Source organism: Candidatus Competibacteraceae bacterium (genome assembly GCA_016713505.1).
In the GTDB taxonomy this organism is placed as follows: Bacteria; Pseudomonadota; Gammaproteobacteria; order Competibacterales; family Competibacteraceae; genus Competibacter_A.
On sequence record JADJPA010000001.1, the window covers coordinates 3,108,438 to 3,124,875 of the forward strand.

Annotated in this window: 15 protein-coding genes; 12 read left to right on the forward strand and 3 right to left on the reverse strand. The window is 61.0% G+C overall.

The window, feature by feature from the left end; all coding sequences use genetic code 11:
- Positions 1–16: 16 nt before the first annotated feature.
- Both IPK09_14195 and IPK09_14200 read left to right on the forward strand, forming a co-directional pair.
- Entirely contained in the window at positions 17–1,459 is a 1,443-nt protein-coding gene (locus tag IPK09_14195; GenBank protein ID MBK7984751.1) for a lipopolysaccharide biosynthesis protein, read from the forward strand.
- Positions 1,459–2,895: a hypothetical protein gene (locus IPK09_14200; protein ID MBK7984752.1), complete on the forward strand. Its 1,437-nt coding sequence runs from the start codon at positions 1,459–1,461 to the stop codon at positions 2,893–2,895. Before IPK09_14195 ends, IPK09_14200 begins: the two co-directional genes overlap by 1 nt.
- A 17-nt stretch (positions 2,896–2,912) precedes the next feature.
- Here IPK09_14200 and IPK09_14205 read toward each other — a convergent pair whose 3' ends face one another.
- Genes IPK09_14205 through IPK09_14215 form a run of 3 tightly spaced genes read right to left on the reverse strand, consistent with a single transcriptional unit; the run spans position 2,913 to position 5,383 of the window.
- Positions 2,913–3,614: a hypothetical protein gene (locus IPK09_14205; protein ID MBK7984753.1), complete on the reverse strand. Its 702-nt coding sequence runs from the start codon at positions 3,612–3,614 to the stop codon at positions 2,913–2,915.
- Positions 3,611–4,369, reverse strand: a complete 759-nt coding sequence (locus IPK09_14210; GenBank protein ID MBK7984754.1) for a hypothetical protein — start codon at positions 4,367–4,369, stop codon at positions 3,611–3,613. Before IPK09_14210 ends, IPK09_14205 begins: the two co-directional genes overlap by 4 nt.
- Positions 4,370–4,393: 24 nt before the next feature.
- Complete coding sequence (locus tag IPK09_14215; GenBank protein MBK7984755.1) at positions 4,394–5,383, reverse strand: polysaccharide deacetylase family protein; 990 nt, start codon at positions 5,381–5,383, stop codon at positions 4,394–4,396.
- A gap of 149 nt (positions 5,384–5,532) precedes the next feature.
- On the opposite strand from IPK09_14215, the gene IPK09_14220 reads away from it, so the two are divergent.
- The 10 genes from IPK09_14220 (at position 5,533) to IPK09_14265 (ending at position 16,177) form a co-directional block, all read left to right on the forward strand.
- Complete coding sequence (locus IPK09_14220) at positions 5,533–6,645, forward strand: glycosyltransferase (GenBank protein ID MBK7984756.1); 1,113 nt, start codon at positions 5,533–5,535, stop codon at positions 6,643–6,645.
- Positions 6,642–7,811: an FAD-dependent oxidoreductase gene (locus IPK09_14225; GenBank protein MBK7984757.1), complete on the forward strand. Its 1,170-nt coding sequence runs from the start codon at positions 6,642–6,644 to the stop codon at positions 7,809–7,811. Before IPK09_14220 ends, IPK09_14225 begins: the two co-directional genes overlap by 4 nt.
- Before the next feature lie 162 nt (positions 7,812–7,973).
- Positions 7,974–9,155: an efflux RND transporter periplasmic adaptor subunit gene (locus IPK09_14230; GenBank protein ID MBK7984758.1), complete on the forward strand. Its 1,182-nt coding sequence runs from the start codon at positions 7,974–7,976 to the stop codon at positions 9,153–9,155.
- 75 nt (positions 9,156–9,230) lie between these two features.
- Positions 9,231–9,572 (forward strand): type II toxin-antitoxin system RelE/ParE family toxin, encoded by a 342-nt coding sequence (locus IPK09_14235; GenBank protein MBK7984759.1) that lies wholly within the window; start codon positions 9,231–9,233, stop codon positions 9,570–9,572.
- Positions 9,572–9,856: a helix-turn-helix domain-containing protein gene (locus IPK09_14240; GenBank protein ID MBK7984760.1), complete on the forward strand. Its 285-nt coding sequence runs from the start codon at positions 9,572–9,574 to the stop codon at positions 9,854–9,856. The genes IPK09_14235 and IPK09_14240 overlap by 1 nt, the downstream gene beginning before the upstream one ends.
- A gap of 275 nt (positions 9,857–10,131) precedes the next feature.
- Positions 10,132–11,673: an SAM-dependent DNA methyltransferase gene (locus IPK09_14245; GenBank protein ID MBK7984761.1), complete on the forward strand. Its 1,542-nt coding sequence runs from the start codon at positions 10,132–10,134 to the stop codon at positions 11,671–11,673.
- Positions 11,670–12,674 carry a restriction endonuclease subunit S gene (locus tag IPK09_14250; GenBank protein MBK7984762.1) on the forward strand — a complete coding sequence of 335 codons (1,005 nt, stop codon included), beginning with the start codon at positions 11,670–11,672 and terminating at the stop codon, positions 12,672–12,674. Before IPK09_14245 ends, IPK09_14250 begins: the two co-directional genes overlap by 4 nt.
- Positions 12,659–12,880 (forward strand): type II toxin-antitoxin system HicB family antitoxin, encoded by a 222-nt coding sequence (locus IPK09_14255; GenBank protein ID MBK7984763.1) that lies wholly within the window; start codon positions 12,659–12,661, stop codon positions 12,878–12,880. Before IPK09_14250 ends, IPK09_14255 begins: the two co-directional genes overlap by 16 nt.
- Positions 12,873–13,094: a type II toxin-antitoxin system HicA family toxin gene (locus IPK09_14260; protein ID MBK7984764.1), complete on the forward strand. Its 222-nt coding sequence runs from the start codon at positions 12,873–12,875 to the stop codon at positions 13,092–13,094. The genes IPK09_14255 and IPK09_14260 overlap by 8 nt, the downstream gene beginning before the upstream one ends.
- Entirely contained in the window at positions 13,091–16,177 is a 3,087-nt protein-coding gene (locus IPK09_14265) for an efflux RND transporter permease subunit (GenBank protein MBK7984765.1), read from the forward strand. The genes IPK09_14260 and IPK09_14265 overlap by 4 nt, the downstream gene beginning before the upstream one ends.
- Positions 16,178–16,438 lie beyond the last annotated feature (261 nt).

The following is a 16,438-nucleotide window of genomic DNA, read 5'->3' on the forward strand; positions in this document are numbered from 1 at the left end:
GAACGCGCGAGCCATCATGGCGCCACCCGGACTCCAGCGCCTGCTCGCGGGCTACCTGCCGGTCAATCTGTTGCAGGCCGCGATCACCCTGGGGGCGGTCATGGTGTTCAGCCGGCTGCTGACGCCGGCGGAGTACGGCCATTATGCGCTGGCCACCACCTTGATGCTCTGGGTCCAAACCCTGCTGTTCTACTGGCTGCAAACCGGCATCTCCCGCTTCCACGATACCGCCCGCGACGCCGGGCGGCTGCCGCGCCTGTTGGCCACTGCATATGTTGCCGCCATCCTGATGGTGATACTGCTCGGCGGGATCGGGTTGATCGTTGCGGAATTCAGCGTCTATCGCCCCTTGATCCTAGCGGGTCTGGCGGCGCTGCTGGCGCGGTCGCTGTTCGCGGTCGGACTGGATTTTCACCGGGCGGCGCATCGGGTGCGCCGTTACGCCTGGCTGGAAGGCGTGCAGTACCTTCTCAGCCTGTTGCTGGGCGTGCTTTTTGCCATCTATTTGGATTGGGGCGCGCCCGCGCCGTTGTTGGGGTTGGCGCTGGGCAATTTGGCGGTCCTGCTGGCGGATATCCCTTATCTGGCGCGCCAAACGGAGGGTCTGGCCTGGTCGCGGGACGATTTGCGGCTGCTGGCGGGTTATGGATTGCCGTTGACCTTTTCCTTCTTGTTCGGGCTGGTGGTGGCGGGCTCCGACCGTTTCTTCATCGCGTGGTTGATGGATGAAAGCGCGGTGGGCGTCTACGCCGTCGCCTATGCCCTGGCCGATCGCACCTTGACCATACTGTTCAATTGGGTGGGGATGGCGACCGTGCCGCTGGCGTTTTCCGCGCTGGCCAGCAGCGGGGAAAACGCAGCGCGCCAGGTCATGAGCGATGCCGCCAAAAGCCTGATTCTCTTGGCCTTGCCCGCGGCGGTCGGTCTGGCCGCCGCCGCCGCGCCGCTGGCGGTGGTGGTGGTCGGCCCCGATTTTCGGGCCACTACGGCCCACATCGTGCCCTGGATCGCGTTGGCGGGCCTGCTGAACGGCGCGATGGTCCATTACGCCGCCCATGCCTTTCTGATCACCCGCCGCACCCGAGCTTTGCTGGGAACGACCGTGCTGGCGGCGGCGGTCAACGTCACCCTCAACGTGCTGTTGATTCCAGTCTGGGGTTTGAACGGGGCCATTGCCGCCACCATCGTCGCCTATGCGGTCGGCTTGGGCGCGCGCTTGCTGCTGATGCGCACGCGTTTTCCCATTCCTCTAGCCTTACCGGATTTAATGAAGGGCCTCGCTGCTTGCGCGCTGATGTGGGCGGTGCTGGCGGCGATTCCCTGGCCGCCGACCTGGGCGGGTTTGCTGGCCGCCGTCGCGACCGGCATGGCGTGCTACGGGGTAGCGGCGCTGCTCTTGAATGTTTCCGGCGTGCGGCGCTGGGTGCCGGCGCGCTGGTTCGATTGGGGTTCTAGCTGATGGAGAGGCGTGTTCCGCCGGCGCGGCGCTCCGCGTTTCTGCTGCGCGCGCCGGCTGCGGCGACCGCTCAGACCGAATCGGCGCGCGACGAACGCTGGCGCTGGCCTTTGGCATTGGCTTGCCTGGGCTTGATCCTTTATCTGCTGTTGTCCGACAACCTGCTGGTCACGCTCGGCATCCCCTACAACGTTCCGCGCGGCGCTTTCCCGTTCAAGATCCATCCGGGAACCTACTTCATCAGCTTGGGTTTCGTTCTGTTGTTGCGCGGCAATCCCTGGCAGCGGCTCGGCAAATTGCTTCAGCTGGCACCGGCGCTCAGCAGCTTGGCGTTGGTGACGACGGTGATCATGGTCTATGCCCTGATTCGGTTCGGCGCGTCCGGCAGCGGCTTTTTCATCGATACGCTGCTGGCGCCGGCCTTGCTGGGCCTGATCGTGCTGCAAGCGCCCAGCGAGCGGCGGCCGGTGGTGTTCTGGATCGTGTTGGGGCTATCGGCGTGCAATGCGGTGATCGGGATCGGCGAAGCCGCTGTCGGCAACCGGCTGGTTCCTTACATGGCTGGCGACAAGCTGTTGGTCGAGGAGTTTTTCCGGGCCACCGCGCTAGGCGGGCATCCCCTGACCAACGCGCTGCGCACGGCGGTGTTGATGTTCGTGGTGCTGGTGCTGCCCGCCCGCTTCCGGTTGACTTTGATTCCGCTGTTTGCCATTGCCCTGCTGGCGTTCGGCAGCCGCTCGGCGCTGGCGACCAGCCTGCTGCTGCTGGGCGTGTGGGGCGGGTTCTCTTTCATGCGGGGCATCGTCGCCCGGCATTTCGATTTGCGGCTGGCGCTAGGTCTTCCGCTGCTGGTGTTGGTGTTGCCGGCGGCGGTCGGCGCGTTGGGCCTGAGTTTGGGGCTGGGCGAGCGCGTCTTGCAGGAGTTTTACTGGGATGACAGCGCTCAGTCGCGGCTGCTGGCGTTTCACATCTTCAGCTTTCCGTCGCTGGAAGAGTTGCTGTGGGGGATGGGGCCGGCGCGCATCGAGTGGGCGCTGGATCAGCTCAAGGGGTCCACCACCCTGAACGATATCGAGAATTTCTGGATTCTACTGTTGTTGCAGGTTGGTGCCATCCCCTTCATCTTCCTGGCGGGTTCGCTGCTGGCGACCGTGTTCAGTCTGGCTTGGCCAGGGCCGACCCCGCTGCGGCTGGCGGCGCTGAATTTCCTGATCCTCGCCTCCGGCAGCAACTCGCTGGCCACCAAAACCCAAAGTCTGGCGATTTTGGTGGCCATGTTGACCGGGGCGGCGGCCATCACCCGGCGCGAGGCGGCCAGCGAGGCGGTAGTCCAGCCCGCCGAACGCCAGCAGACCCCCGGCGAAACACCATCCGGCCCACCCCGGCGCAGCGGTTTCCAGCTGCTGCGCCGCACCCATCTGAACGGGAACGGTCGCTGAGCCGCCGCGAGCCGGCGTCAGTCGATCTTGTTGTCCCACATATTGAACAAGCCGACCTCCATCCGGTATTCGCCATCCAGCGTGACGACGGTCAATTCCAGCGGCGTGTGTCGGGCCGCCAGCAAGCCGTCGTCGCCGATGTAAAGATCGATCACCTCATGGCGGGGTGGATTGAAGCCGGCGATGTTACCGTCGGCCTGGTTGAGGCGCCGGCCGTTGTGGATGACTTGCAACAGAGGGTAGGAACTATTGGGTAGCGTATCCCAGCGCCGGAACGGCTGGCCCTTGGTCCGCAGAATAAACGCCATGATGTGATAGCCGCCGCCGCGGCCGATATAAAAGCCCAGATTGCGGGCATTCAGGCGCAGCCAGGTGTCGGGGACGCCATCGCCGATGAAGGAGCGGGTGGCGGACGCCAGGTCGCGACCGATTTCGCGCCCCACCAGATAGACGAAGGGAGGCGGCGGGTCCTGCTGGTCGTCCCGGCCCACGAAAGAATACGAACGCCGAGGTGGGTCGGGGCTGAGCTCGCCGCGCACGTCTTCATGGACGTTCAAGGGTTCGCGCGGCAGGTTGTGCGGCACGTTCTGATAGGTGGGGACTTCCTCCACGAAGTGATCCACGATTTGCGCCACCCCTAAAGCGGGATAGACGATCAAGCCGCCAAGCAGGGCGCTCGTCTCATAAAGCCGCCGGATTGGCTTGGCGAGAACTCTCATACGCGGCTCAGAAAACTGTAAACCCACTTCGGAATATAGAAACGGCGTTTGTTCAGGATCGCACCCACCACTGGCGCGCCTTGGCCCATCAGTTTTTCGTGGAGTTCCACAATCACCGGCACTCGGCTGGTTTCAGCCGCCACGACCAAGATGACCGCATCCATTGCCCCGCACATGACGATACCGTCGAAAGAGTGGGCGGCCGGGGGCGCATCCACTACCGTCAGCATGACCGAGCGCCGTAAATCAGCCCAAAAGTCCGGCTGGTTGACGACGCGCGGCGTATCGTGCAAATCTCGGACGGGCTGGCTGACGATCAGTGAAGTGTCGCCCAACTGATGAAAGGTCAGCGGCAGGGCGCGTTCCTCGGTTTCGCTGCGCTGCGACGAACGGAGCAAGCGGCCGAAATCGACCCCCAGCGCTAGCGGCGGTCCCGGTGCGATGGTCGGATCGTCCTGGGCCATACTCTGAAAAAAATGATAATGCTCGCCGCGCCGCCAGTCGAAATCGAGCAGCAGCACGCGACCGTCCACGTATTGAGAGGCCATCAGCGCGAAGTCTCGCGCCAGGGTGGAGACGCCTTCGCCGGGATTGGCGCTGATGAATTCGACCACCAGGCCCTCGCCGGGAACGAAAACCGGATTCATCAGACTGAACAAGCGTTTGATTTCGGCGGCGTTGAAAAATAGGTCGTTGAATCCTCTGCGGTCGGACCCGCGCGGTAAGGGGGCGGAAGAAACGGACGGTGTCGGCATGAACGATCCCTTGTTGTCGGCAAACTACTCATAAGCGGGTGCGAGCGCGGCTCTAGCCCCGCTCAAACGAATCCGTAAGTCCTCCGCCGTATCGCCGCCGCCGAAGGGGATGCGCGGTAAGGCGTGCAAGCCAGCGCCGGCGTGTAGCGGGCCGCCGTAGGCCAGGACGGCGCTGGCGAAACCGCAGTCGCGCGCGAGCGCCGCAACCGCTGGGTCCACCGACGACGGATCGCCGTAAGGATAGGCAAAATGGCGGATGGTCCGCTCCAGTTGGATTTCCAGCCGCTGCCGGCTCTGGATCATTTCCAGACGCGCCTCGGCTTGCGGTAGGTCGCGCAGCACCGGATGGGTGACCGTATGCGCTCCGAATTCGACCAGGCCGCTGGCGGCCATTTCCCGGATCATGTCCCACGTCATCATCCGTTCCCGATCGATCACCCTAAAATCGATCTCGTAAGTTTGTTCCAGTTGTGACAGCGCCTTGGCGCGAGCGGCCGGGGTGGCTTTCCGTAACAAGTCGCACGTCTGTTGGAAAGCCGAATCGCGCTCCGCTGCCGTGGCGGCGAAAAACGAATAATGCCGGTCCGCCAAAGACATGTCGAGCGCCGGATGACGACGGAGAATGGCTTCGATGCCGTGCCACCAGGCCGCGGCCTCGCCATCGATGAAACCGGTGGTGACGTAAATCGTGGCCGGCGCGGCCAACTGGCGCAACAAGGGATAGAGCAGTTGGTAATTATCCCGGTAGCCATCATCGAAGGTCAGACAGGCGAAGCGGGCACCGGCGCGCGGCGCGGCCAGACGCTCCAGAGCGACATCGAGCGAAACCAGCTCGTAGCTTTCCGAGCGCAAGGTCTCCACGATGGCGGTCAGTTGGCGGCTGGTGATGGTCAGGCCCGGATTTCCTCGCCAATCCGCTGTCTCAGACTCTTGAAGGCCATGCAGCATCAGGATCGCCCCGCGTCCGCCGCACCAGCGTCGCACCCAGCGATCAGCCCCCAACGCGGTTATCATGCCTCGCCAGTCCATTCCGCTCGCAGCCGCCTGACGATCAGTGCTATTGCGAGTGCCGATTGTTTTCATTTATTTAACATCTTTGGTAAATAAAGTTATATTCTATTGGCTTTCCAATGGTCTAGTATAGCTTTGCTGTTTTTTAATTGATGAAAAGCGTTGCCTTTTACCTACCCAATCTCGCCGCTGGTGGCGCGGAACGAACCTTTTTGCGACTGGCAGCGGGCTTCAAGGAGCGAGGCTGCGCGGTACGGCTGGTGGTGGATCGACCCGAAGGGGGGTTATTGGAAACCGTGCGGGACAGCGGTTTGGCGCTGGATATTCTCCACGCCGACCGAACCTTGAACGCGTTTCCCAAGCTGAGCGCCTGGTTGCGGCATAATACGCCCGATGTGTTGCTTTCGGCGATCACGCATAACAACCTCGTCGCCGTGTGGGCGCGGGCGCTGGCCCGGACCGCCACGCGGGTTGTCGTTTCCGAGCATACCGTGCTTTCGGCGCAAGCCGCGTCCCAGCCCGGTTGGCAATACCGCGTTCTGGCGCCGCTGTGTCGTTGGACTTATCCGCAAGCGGCGGCCATCGTGGTGGTTTCCGCCGGCGCGGCCGACGATCTGGCGCGTTACGCGGGTTTGTCGCGCAGCGCCATGAACGTGATTCCCAACCCGGTGGTCACCCCCGATTATCCGCAACGCATGGCCGCGCCCAGCCCGCATCCCTGGCTGGCGGACGGCGGTTCACCGGTGTTCGTCGCCGCCGGCCGGCTGGTGCCACTCAAGGATTTTGCCACGCTGCTAGAGGCGTTCGCCAGCGTCCGACGCCGCGCGCCCACCCGGTTGCTGGTCATCGGCGAAGGGCCGGAACGAGAGGCGCTGCTCGCCTTGCGCGCCCGGTTGGGATTGGATGAGGCGGTGGAGTTTCCCGGTTTTTATCCCGACCCGCTGCCGCTGTTCGCCCGCGCCGCCGCCGTGGTGGTCAGCTCGCAATTTGAGGGCTTTGGGCTGACGTTGGTCGAGGCGCTGGCCTGCGGAACGCCCGTCGTCAGCACGGACTGTCCGACCGGTCCCGCCGAAATCCTCGCGCGCGGCGTGTACGGCCGGCTGGCATTGGTCGGAGATGCGGAGGGGTTGGCCGCCGCCATGTTGGAGACGCTGGCGGATGTTCCCGACCGCGACCGTCTGCGCCAGCGCGCCCAGGATTACACGCTGGCGACGGTGGTCGACCGGTACCTGGAACTGTTCGACCGCTTGAAGCCGCCGAAGTGAGTGCTTCCCGTGCCGCTGCCGTGGTCGTCGGCGTCGAAGTCAACGGCCTCGGCGTCCTGCGCAGTCTGGCGTTGGGCGATGTGCCGCTGATCGCCGCCGACGCCAATCCGCGCCAGCCCGCCATGCGTACCCGGCACGGCCGCAAGCTGGGGCTGCGCGCCTTGACAGGTTCTGAATTAGTGGAGGATCTGCTCGCCCTGGCGCGGAGCCTGGACCAACGCCCGGTGCTGTTCCTCACGCGCGATGACACGGTCAAGACCATCTCGGCGCATCGCGAAACCTTAGCCCCGCATTATCGGTTCCAGTTGCCGCCGCCGGCTATCACCACCGCGCTGAACACCAAAGCTGGTTTTCAAGCGCTCGCCCAACAGGGCAACTTTCCCGTTCCGCCCGGCGTCCATGTCACCGGCGAAGCCGATCTGCCAAAGCTGGCCGCGTTGCCCTACCCCTGCGCGCTCAAGCCCGGCGAGCGCAACGCGGCTTACGATCGCCAGTTCGCCAAGGCGTATCGAATCGACTCGTTTGCCGAGGCGAAAGACCTTTGCCAGCGGATTCTGCCGGTGATGCCCGATTTGCTCTTGCAGCAGTGGATAGAAGGTAGCGATGACGCGCTTTACTTCGTGCTGCAATACCATCCGGGCGGCGGCCGGCCGCCGCTGTCGTTCACCGGGCGTAAGATTCGCTCGTGGCCGGCGTGCATCGGGGTCGCGGCTCGCTGTGGTCCCGCGCCAGAAATGGCCGCCGAACTGGAACCGGTGACGACGCGGTTTTTTCAGTCTTGCCAGTTGGAGGGTTGGGCGGCCATGGAATACAAACGGGATGCGCGCGATGGCCGTTTCGTAATGATCGAGCCTTCGGCGGGGCGTTCCGAGATGCTGGGTGAAATCGCCACCCTGAACGGCACCAATCTAGCGCTGGCCGCTTATCACTGGCTGATTGGCGAGGAGCCGCCGCCGCCGACAGCGCGATCCCGCACCCTGTGGCGGCGCGACTGGCTGGCCGACACCGCCGCCGCGCGCGCCCAGCCGGAAATCGGGCTTTGGTCGTCGGCGGACGCCCCCGTGATGGACGGCTTCTGGCGGCGCGACGATCCGCTGCCGGCGCTGTACGCATACCCGCATCGCGCGCTAGGCGCGGTGTGGCGTCGGCTGACTGGCCGGAGCTAAACGCTTCCAAAAGCGGTCCAACCCGTCATCGCCTACCGGCTCACGGCGTTGAGGGGCAGGCGCATTAGCTTGTCGGCCACGGTATAATTTTTAATTTTTAGAAAGTGGTTAGGCTTCAATAGCGGCTAGCTTTCTAAAATCTTTGCTCAATCAATTGACTCCATGTCTGAATTGCCTGTCCGCCGTTCTTTCTGGCCCATTCTCGCCCTGCTCGCGCTCGCGCTGATCGGGAGTGCGGCCTGGTTTGTCAACCGCTCGCTATCTCAACCCTCGGAACAGCCAAAGCGCGCCGAAAACCCCACAGGGGCCACCAGCGCCCTCCGTCCAGCGCTCACCGTCACCGCAGAAGCGCCGAAGCGGATGGTCTTGGCCGAACAGCTTGCGGCCAACGGCGACATCGCCCCGTGGCAAGAGGCTAGCATCGGCGCGGATGTCAACGGCTTGCGTCTGGCGCAGGTGCGGGTGGATGTCGGCGATCACGTGCAAAAGGGCCAAGTGCTGGCCGTGTTCGACGCCGATCTAGTGGAAGCGGATCGGGCGCAGGCGCGCGCCGGTCTGGCGGAGGCGGAAGCGGCTTTAATCGACGCCAGCGGCAACGCCGACCGGGCGCGGGCGATTGCCCCCAGCGGCGCGATGAGCAAGCAACAGGTCAACCAATACCTGACGGCGGAAAAAACCGCCCAAGCCCGCGTCAAAGCGGCGCGCGCCTTGGTCGAAAGCCAGGATTTACGGCTCAAGCATACCCAGGTGTTAGCGCCGGATGCCGGGGTGATCTCGGCCCGCAACGCCACGGTGGGCGCGGTCGCCGCTTCCGGCGCGGAATTATTCCGGCTGGTGCTGCGCGGGCGGCTGGAATGGCGGGCGGAGGTCACCGCCGCCGATTTGGCGCGTCTAAAACCGGGTCTGCGCGCTCGGGTGACCTTGCCGGGCGGAAGCGAGACGCAAGGCACGCTGCGCCAACTGGCCCCGACGGTCGATCCCAAAACCCGCTATGCCATCGCGTATGTCGATCTGCCCGCCGGCTCGGCGGCGCGGGCCGGCATGTTTGCCCAGGGCGTTTTTGAATTGGGCGAGACCGGGGCGTTGACCGTTCCACAAGAGGCGGTGGTGATGCGCGATGGCTTCGCCCATGTATTGGTCGTCGGCGCGGATCGGCGGCTCAGCCTCAAGCGGGTGCAAACCGGGCGGATGGTGGAAAATCGAATCGAGATTAAGGAAGGTCTGCTGCCGGATCAGACGGTGGCGGTGCGCGGCGCGGCGTTCCTCAACGACGGGGATTTGGTGCAGGTCAGCGCGGAGGGTTCTACAACGAACTCTGTTAATGTCCCCTCAGCAAATCGTTAAAGGTGAAAATGGTCGGAAGCAGGCGAATTCTTTGGTAGCTTTGACGAAATAATCCATTGGATTACTTCCTAAGATATGCTTACCACAGTCACCGAATTGCCGGAGTACATCCGTCGCTCAACTGATCTTCTCAGCGAAACGGAGCGGCAATTAGTCATCAACTACCTTGCGGCTCATCCCTGTTCTGGAAATGTTATGGAGGGAACCGGCGGAATTCGAAAGCTTCGATGGGGTCGTGGAAGCCGGGGGAAGAGTGGCGGAGTCCGCATCATCTACTATTACCACAGTGCAGCTATTCCACTCTATCTGCTCACTATTTTTGGAAAGAATGAACGAGCTAACCTATCGAAGGCAGAACGAAACGATCTCGCTAAACTGGTTGATGCGCTCGTCGGGCTTGCATTGGAGAAATCATAATGTCTAAGGCGTACGAAACCATTGCCCAAGGGTTAAAAGAAGCTATTGCTCTCAATGAGGGCAAATCGATCACGGTTCAGGTACATCGTCCAGAAAAAATCGATGTTGCCCAGTTGCGGCATAGTCTGGGCCTGACTCAGGCCGAATTTGCGGCCAAATTCTGTATTAGTCTGGCCACCCTTCGCCATTGGGAGCGCGGTGATCGTAAACCGCATGGTCCGGCACTGGCGTTGCTGCATGTGGTGGCCAAAGAGCCGCAAGCCGTGCTCCGTGCTCTGGCCTGACAATTCGCCAATAGGCAATACTGGCCACTCTGGCTGCTTGTCGTAGTGAAAATCGCATCGAGATTAAGGAAGGTCTGCTGCCGGATCAGACGGTGGCGGTGCGCGGCGCGGCGTTTCTCAACGATGGGGATTTGGTGCAAATCAGCGCCGACACCGCTCCGACATCCGCCACGAATAGCCTTCCAGCCCGCTGAAGGGCCTCTTTCTCGCTGCGCAGATCATCGACCCAAGCGCGGGGCGATGGCGCTTTCTCATTTTGCAAACAGGACAATGCTGTGCTGACCGGTGAAATTCGTAATCAGGTCGATCAAATCTGGAATGCGTTTTGGTCGGGCGGGGTTTCCAATCCGCTTTCGGTGATCGAGCAGATTACTTACCTGCTGTTCATCAAGCGGCTGGATGATCTTCAGACGCTGGAGGAGAACAAGGCGCAAACGCTCGGCCTTCCTTTGGAGCGGCGCATTTTCCCACAAGGCGCGGACGAGAAGGGCTGCCCTTACGCCGATTTGCGTTGGTCGCATTTCAAACATTTCGAGCCGCGCCGGATGATGACGGTGGTGGATGAACACGTCTTTCCCTTTCTGCGCGCTCTGGGCGTGGAGGGATCGAGCTACGACCGTCACATGCGGGATGCCCGGCTTGGTTTTAGCAATGCGGGCCTGCTCGCCAGGGCGGTGGAGATGCTGGATAAAATCCCGATGGAGGATCGGGACACCAAGGGCGACGTTTACGAGTACATGCTCGGCAAAATCGCCACCGCCGGGCAGAACGGTCAATTCCGCACCCCGCGCCATATCATTCAGTTGATGGTGGAGATGGCGGCTCCGACGCCGGAGGAGGTGATTTGCGATCCGGCGGCGGGGACGTGCGGTTTTTTGGTGGCGGCGGGCGAGTATTTGCGCCGCTGCCATCCGGGGTTGTTCCGCAACGAGAAGCAGCGCCGCCATTTTCATCAGGGCTTGTTTCACGGTTTCGATTTCGATCCGACCATGTTGCGGATCGGGGCGATGAACATGACGCTGCACGGCGTCGAAAACGCCAATGTCACCAACCGCGACAGCCTCGCCCAGGATCATGCCGCCGACGCCGGGGCTTATTCGCTGGTGTTGGCGAATCCGCCTTTCGCGGGATCGCTGGATTATGAATCGACGGCCAAAGACCTTCAGCAGATCGTCAAGACCAAAAAGACCGAATTGTTGTTTCTGGCGTTGTTTTTGCGGCTGTTGAAGGTCGGCGGTCGGGCGGCGGTGATCGTGCCGGATGGGGTGTTGTTCGGCTCGTCCAAGGCGCATCGGGAATTGCGGCGGATGCTGGTTGAGGAGCACAAGCTGGATGCGGTGGTCAAGCTGCCGTCCGGCGTGTTTCGCCCGTATGCGGGCGTATCGACCGCTATTCTGTTGTTCACGAAAACCGGTGTCGGCGGCACCGATCAGGTTTGGTTTTACGATCTGCAAGCTGATGGGTTTTCTTTGGATGATAAGCGGAATCCATTGTTGCCAGCGGAGAAACTGGGGCCGATTCCTACCGAGGCGTTGAGCGTTGAGGAACATGTTAAAAATAATCTGCCGGATGTGTTGGCGCGTTGGCGGCAGCGGGCCGGTAGCGAGCGCGAGAACCCGCGCACGGGGCAGAGTTTTTGCGTGCCCAAAGCCGAGATTGCTGCGACCGGCGGTTATGATCTTTCACTGAATCGCTATCGAGAGGTCGAACACGAGGAGCAAAATCATGATGCACCTGCGGATATTATTCGGGAGCTTCGGGAAATTGAGGAGGAGATTTTAAAAGGACTGAAACAAATTGAGGAGATACTGGGGTGAAATCAGGTTGGAGAAAAATTCATTTTGAGGATGTTGTATCAGATGAAACAGGTGGTAATGTAAAATCCCCCCAAGGTGATTTTCAATCTAGTGGTTTATACCCAATCATTGATCAAGGTAAAAGCTTTGTTGCTGGATACACTAATGATAAACACCGGCTTTGCAAATCAAAAATACCTGTAATTTTATTTGGCGATCATACCAAATGCTTTAAATATATCGATTTTCCTTTTTGTTTAGGAGCTGATGGAACAAAAATTCTCCGTCCAAAAATAGAAGCACATGAGAAATATTTATTCTATTTTCTCCAGACGATTCCTATGCCAGAGGCTGGTTATAGTCGTCATTTTAAATACTTAAAAGACTCTGAAATTGTTCTGCCCCCTATACAAGAGCAAAAACGCATCGCCGCAATTCTTGATCAAGCTGATGCGTTGCGAAGGCTGCGCCAGCGCGCCATTGACCGCCTCAACATGCTTGGGCAGGCGATTTTTTATGAGATGTTTGGTGATCCTGCTACTAATCCAAAAAGTTGGCCTATAGTAACTATAAAAGAGCTAACTGCATCAACCCAATACGGTACAAGCTCCAAAGCGGGCGATGTTGGTAATTTTCCCATTCTGCGGATGGGTAACATTAATGAATCTGGAGCTTTCGATTATTCAAGCCTGAAATACATCGACCTATCCGCTTTAGATATTGAAAAATACACCGTCCGAGATGGCGATATACTTTTCAATCGAACAAATAGCCCTGATCTCGTTGGTAAAACAGGAGTTTATCGAGGAAATTCAATATATGCCTTTGCTGGTTATCTGGTCAGACTAAGAGTTAATGAAAAGGCAGTTCCTGAATATGTAGGAATATATCTAAATAGCCCATTCGGAAAAAAGATTTTACGAAATATGTGTAAGACTATTATTGGAATGGCAAATATAAACGCAAAGGAATTGCTTACAATCCCTGTTCCTTTGGGAGCGAAATCGTGCAAAGACGACTGACTGCAATTATTGAACGAGAAAGCGACGGCTACGTTTCGCTCTGTCCCGAACTCGATATCGCCAGCCAGGGCAATACGGTTCAAGAGGCGCGAGACAATCTTCAAGAAGCGCTGGAACTATTTTTTGAAACCGCCTCACCTGGAGAAATTCAGCAGCGCTTTCACGAAGAGGTCTACATCACCCAGTTAGAGATCGCCATTGGGTAAGCTGCGTATTTTATCCGGCCAGGAAGTTTGCGCCATCTTGGCTCGCCATGGTTTTGTGGAAGCGCGTCAACGCGGCAGTCAGATCGCCATGCAAAAACGGCTTGCGGATTCAACGATCACCGTACCCGTACCCAATCATTCGGAAATCCGCATCGGTACGCTTCAATCCATCATCCGGCAGTCTGGCATTCCCAGGAGCGAATTCGAGGCATGAACGTCTCCGCTTGGTCCATCCGTAACCCGGTCGCCGCCGCGATGCTGTTCGTTCTGCTCTCCTTGGCGGGGCTGGCCGCGTTTCAGGCCATGAAGGTGCAAAACATGCCCGACATGGACTTGCCCACCATCAACATCACCGCCGCCCTGCCCGGCGCGACGCCCGGCCAGTTGGAAAACGAAGTCGCCCGCAAGCTGGAAAACAGCATCGCCACCGTGCAGGGCCTCAAGCACATCTACACCACCATCGGCGACGGCTCGGTGCTGATGATGGTGGAATTTCGTTTGGAAAAACCGCCGCAGGAAGCGCTGGACGACGTGCGTTCGGCGGTGGCGCGGGTGCGCGGCGACTTGCCGGGCGATTTGCGTGATCCCATCATCAACAAGCTCGATTTCGCCAGCCAGCCGGTGCTGGCCTTCAGCATCGCCTCGCAAAAGCTGAACGACGAGGAACTGTCGTGGTTCGTCGATAACGACATCACCAAACGGCTGCTGACGGTGCCGGGCGTCGGCGCGGTCGCGCGGGTCGGCGGGGTCAACCGCGAGGTGCGGGTGGCGCTCGATCCGGCGCGGATGCAAGCGCTCGGCATCACCGCCGCCGAGGTCTCGCGCCAGTTGCGTCAGGTCCAAACCGAAAGCGCCGGCGGGCGGATGAATTTGGGCGAGGGCGAGCAACCGGTTCGCACCTTGGCGACCGTCGCGTCCGCCGACGGACTGCGCGCGTTGCGCCTCGCGCTGCCCGACGGGCGCGGCATTCAACTCGATCAGATCGCCACCATCGAAGACACCTTCGCCGAACCGCGCTCGGCGGCGTCCTTGAACGGCAAGCCGGTGGTCGGTTTTGAAGTGACGCGCAGCCGGGGCGCGAGCGAAATCGAGGTCGGCGCGGGCGTGCGCCAAGCGCTACAAGCGATGCGCGAGGCGCGGCCCGATCTGGCGATCACCGAAGCCTTCGATTTCGTCACCCTGGTGGAGGAGGAATACCACAACTCCCTGCACATGCTGCTGGAAGGGTCTTTGTTGGCGGTGCTGGTGGTCTGGCTGTTCTTGCGCGATCTCCGCGCCACCCTGGTCTCCGCCGTGGCGCTGCCGATGTCGATGTTGCCCGCGTTGATCGGGATGCACTGGGTTTTTGGATTTTCGATCAACGGCGTCACCCTGCTCGCCATGTCGCTGGTGATCGGCATTCTGGTGGACGACGCGATTGTGGAAGTGGAAAACATCGTGCGTCACCTGCACATGGGCAAGACCCCGTATGAAGCGGCGATGGAAGCGGCCGACGAAATCGGCTTGGCGGTGATCGCCACCACCTTCACCCTGATCGCGGTGTTTCTGCCGACCGCCTTCATGAGCGGCATCGCCGGGAAGTTCTTCAAACAGTTCGGTTGGACCGCCTCGCTGGCGGTGTTCGCCTCGCTGGTGGTGGCGCGGATGCTGACCCCGATGATGGCGGCCTATTGGATCAAACCGACCTCTGATCTGGTCCATGTGCCGCGCTGGCTGCTCATCTACCAGCGCTGGGCGGCCTGGTGCGTGCGCCATCGGCTGCTGACCGTGATCGGATCGGGACTGTTTTTCATCGGCTCGATTATGCTGATCCCGCTGCTACCGCAAGGCTTCATTCCGCCGGACGACAATTCACAAACCCAGGTTTATCTGGAACTCACCCCCGGCTCGACCCTGAAGGAGACCCAGGCGGTGGCCGAACAAACCCGCCAGCGGCTGATCGGGCTGGAGCACGTTAAAAGCGTTTACACCACCATCGGCGGCGGCAGCGCGGGCGGCGATCCGTTCGCGCCCGCCGGTAACGCCGAAGTGCGCAAGGCGACGCTGACCATCCAACTCAGCCCGCGCGGCCAACGCCCGCGCAAGCAAGACGTGGAAAAAGACATCCGCGCCGCGCTGGCGAGCCTGCCGGGCGTGCGCAGCAAAGTTGGGTTGGGCGGATCGGGCGAAAAATACATTCTGGTGTTGCAAGGCGACGATGCCCAGGCGTTGCTCGGCGCGGCGCGGGCGGTGGAGCGCGACCTGCGGCAAATCCCCGGCTTGGGCAGCATCACCAGTACCGCCAGCCTGGTGCGTCCGGAGATCGCGGTGCGGCCCGATTTCGCCCGTGCCGCCGATCTGGGCGTGACCAGCAGCGCGATGGCCGACACGCTGCGGGTGGCGACCTTGGGCGACTACGACGCGCAACTGCCCAAGCTCAATTTGCCGCAGCGCCAAATCCCCATCGTGGTCAAGCTCGACGACAAGGCCCGCAACGATCTGGACACGCTGTCGCGGCTGCCGGTGCCGGGCGCGAAAGGGCCGGTGCCGCTGGGTCAAGTCGCCGCCCTGAGCTACAGCGGCGGCCCGGCGATCATCAACCGCTACGACCGCTCCCGCAACGTCAATCTGGAAATCGAACTGTCCGGCGTGCCGCTGGGCGATGTGGTCGCCGCCGCCAAGGAATTGCCCGCGATCGAGAATCTGCCGCCCGGCGTGCGGGTGGTGGAAGTCGGCGACGCCGAGGTGATGGGCGAGTTGTTCGCCAGCTTCGGTCTGGCCATGCTGACCGGCGTGTTGTGCATCTACATCGTGCTGGTGCTGCTGTTCAAGCAACTGCTGCATCCGGTCACCATCCTGGCGGCGCTGCCGCTGTCGCTGGGCGGCGCGTTCATCGGCCTGCTGCTGACCAATAAGAGTTTCTCGATGCCGTCCTTGATTGGCCTGATCATGCTGATGGGCATCGCCACCAAGAACTCAATCCTGTTGGTGGAATACGCCATCGTGGCGCGGCGCGACCACGGGCTGTCGCGCTTCGACGCCTTGATGGACGCCGGCCTCAAGCGGGCGCGGCCCATCGTGATGACCACCCTGGCGATGGGCGCGGGCATGTTGCCGATTGCGGTGGGCTGGGGCGGAGCCGACGAAAGCTTCCGCTCGCCGATGGCGATCGCGGTGATCGGCGGCCTGATCACCTCGACGTTTCTCAGCCTGCTGGTGGTTCCGGCCTTCTTTACCTACGTGGACGATATAGCGCAGTGGTGGGCTCGGCTGCGGGGTACATCCGCCGAAGCTCGATCGGAACCCTATCCCGGTTAGCCGGGCCGAAGGCTCATATCCGTTTGCCAATACCAGCACAGGTGGTCTTTATGGGCATGTAGACCGTCAAAACTTGGCATTCATCGCCTGCCAAGCGCTGTCGAGGTCTTGTTCCTCTCGCACCCGGTCGGCATCCGCCTCAGCGGCCAGCGCAAAGCACAGAAGAAGCTTGGATCGGTCGGTTAATCAATGGTGGGCTCTTCAAAATTAATTCATCCGGTTGGGCCTTACAAGAAAATGACACAAGTCGCCGCAGGAAGC

Bases quoted from the DNA above. Each gene is read 5' to 3' on its own strand.
- IPK09_14200 (MBK7984752.1), top strand. From the start codon at position 1,459: ATGGAGAGGCGTGTTCCGCCGGCGCGGCGCTCCGCGTTTCTGCTGCGC.
- IPK09_14265 (MBK7984765.1), top strand. From the start codon at position 13,091: ATGAACGTCTCCGCTTGGTCCATCCGTAACCCGGTCGCCGCCGCGATG.
- IPK09_14210 (MBK7984754.1), bottom strand. From the start codon at position 4,369: ATGCCGACACCGTCCGTTTCTTCCGCCCCCTTACCGCGCGGGTCCGAC.
- IPK09_14215 (MBK7984755.1), bottom strand. From the start codon at position 5,383: ATGATAACCGCGTTGGGGGCTGATCGCTGGGTGCGACGCTGGTGCGGC.
- IPK09_14235 (MBK7984759.1), top strand. From the start codon at position 9,231: ATGCTTACCACAGTCACCGAATTGCCGGAGTACATCCGTCGCTCAACT.
- IPK09_14220 (MBK7984756.1), top strand. From the start codon at position 5,533: ATGAAAAGCGTTGCCTTTTACCTACCCAATCTCGCCGCTGGTGGCGCG.
- IPK09_14195 (MBK7984751.1), top strand. From the start codon at position 17: ATGGCGCCACCCGGACTCCAGCGCCTGCTCGCGGGCTACCTGCCGGTC.
- IPK09_14205 (MBK7984753.1), bottom strand. From the start codon at position 3,614: ATGAGAGTTCTCGCCAAGCCAATCCGGCGGCTTTATGAGACGAGCGCC.
- IPK09_14230 (MBK7984758.1), top strand. From the start codon at position 7,974: ATGTCTGAATTGCCTGTCCGCCGTTCTTTCTGGCCCATTCTCGCCCTG.
- IPK09_14240 (MBK7984760.1), top strand. From the start codon at position 9,572: ATGTCTAAGGCGTACGAAACCATTGCCCAAGGGTTAAAAGAAGCTATT.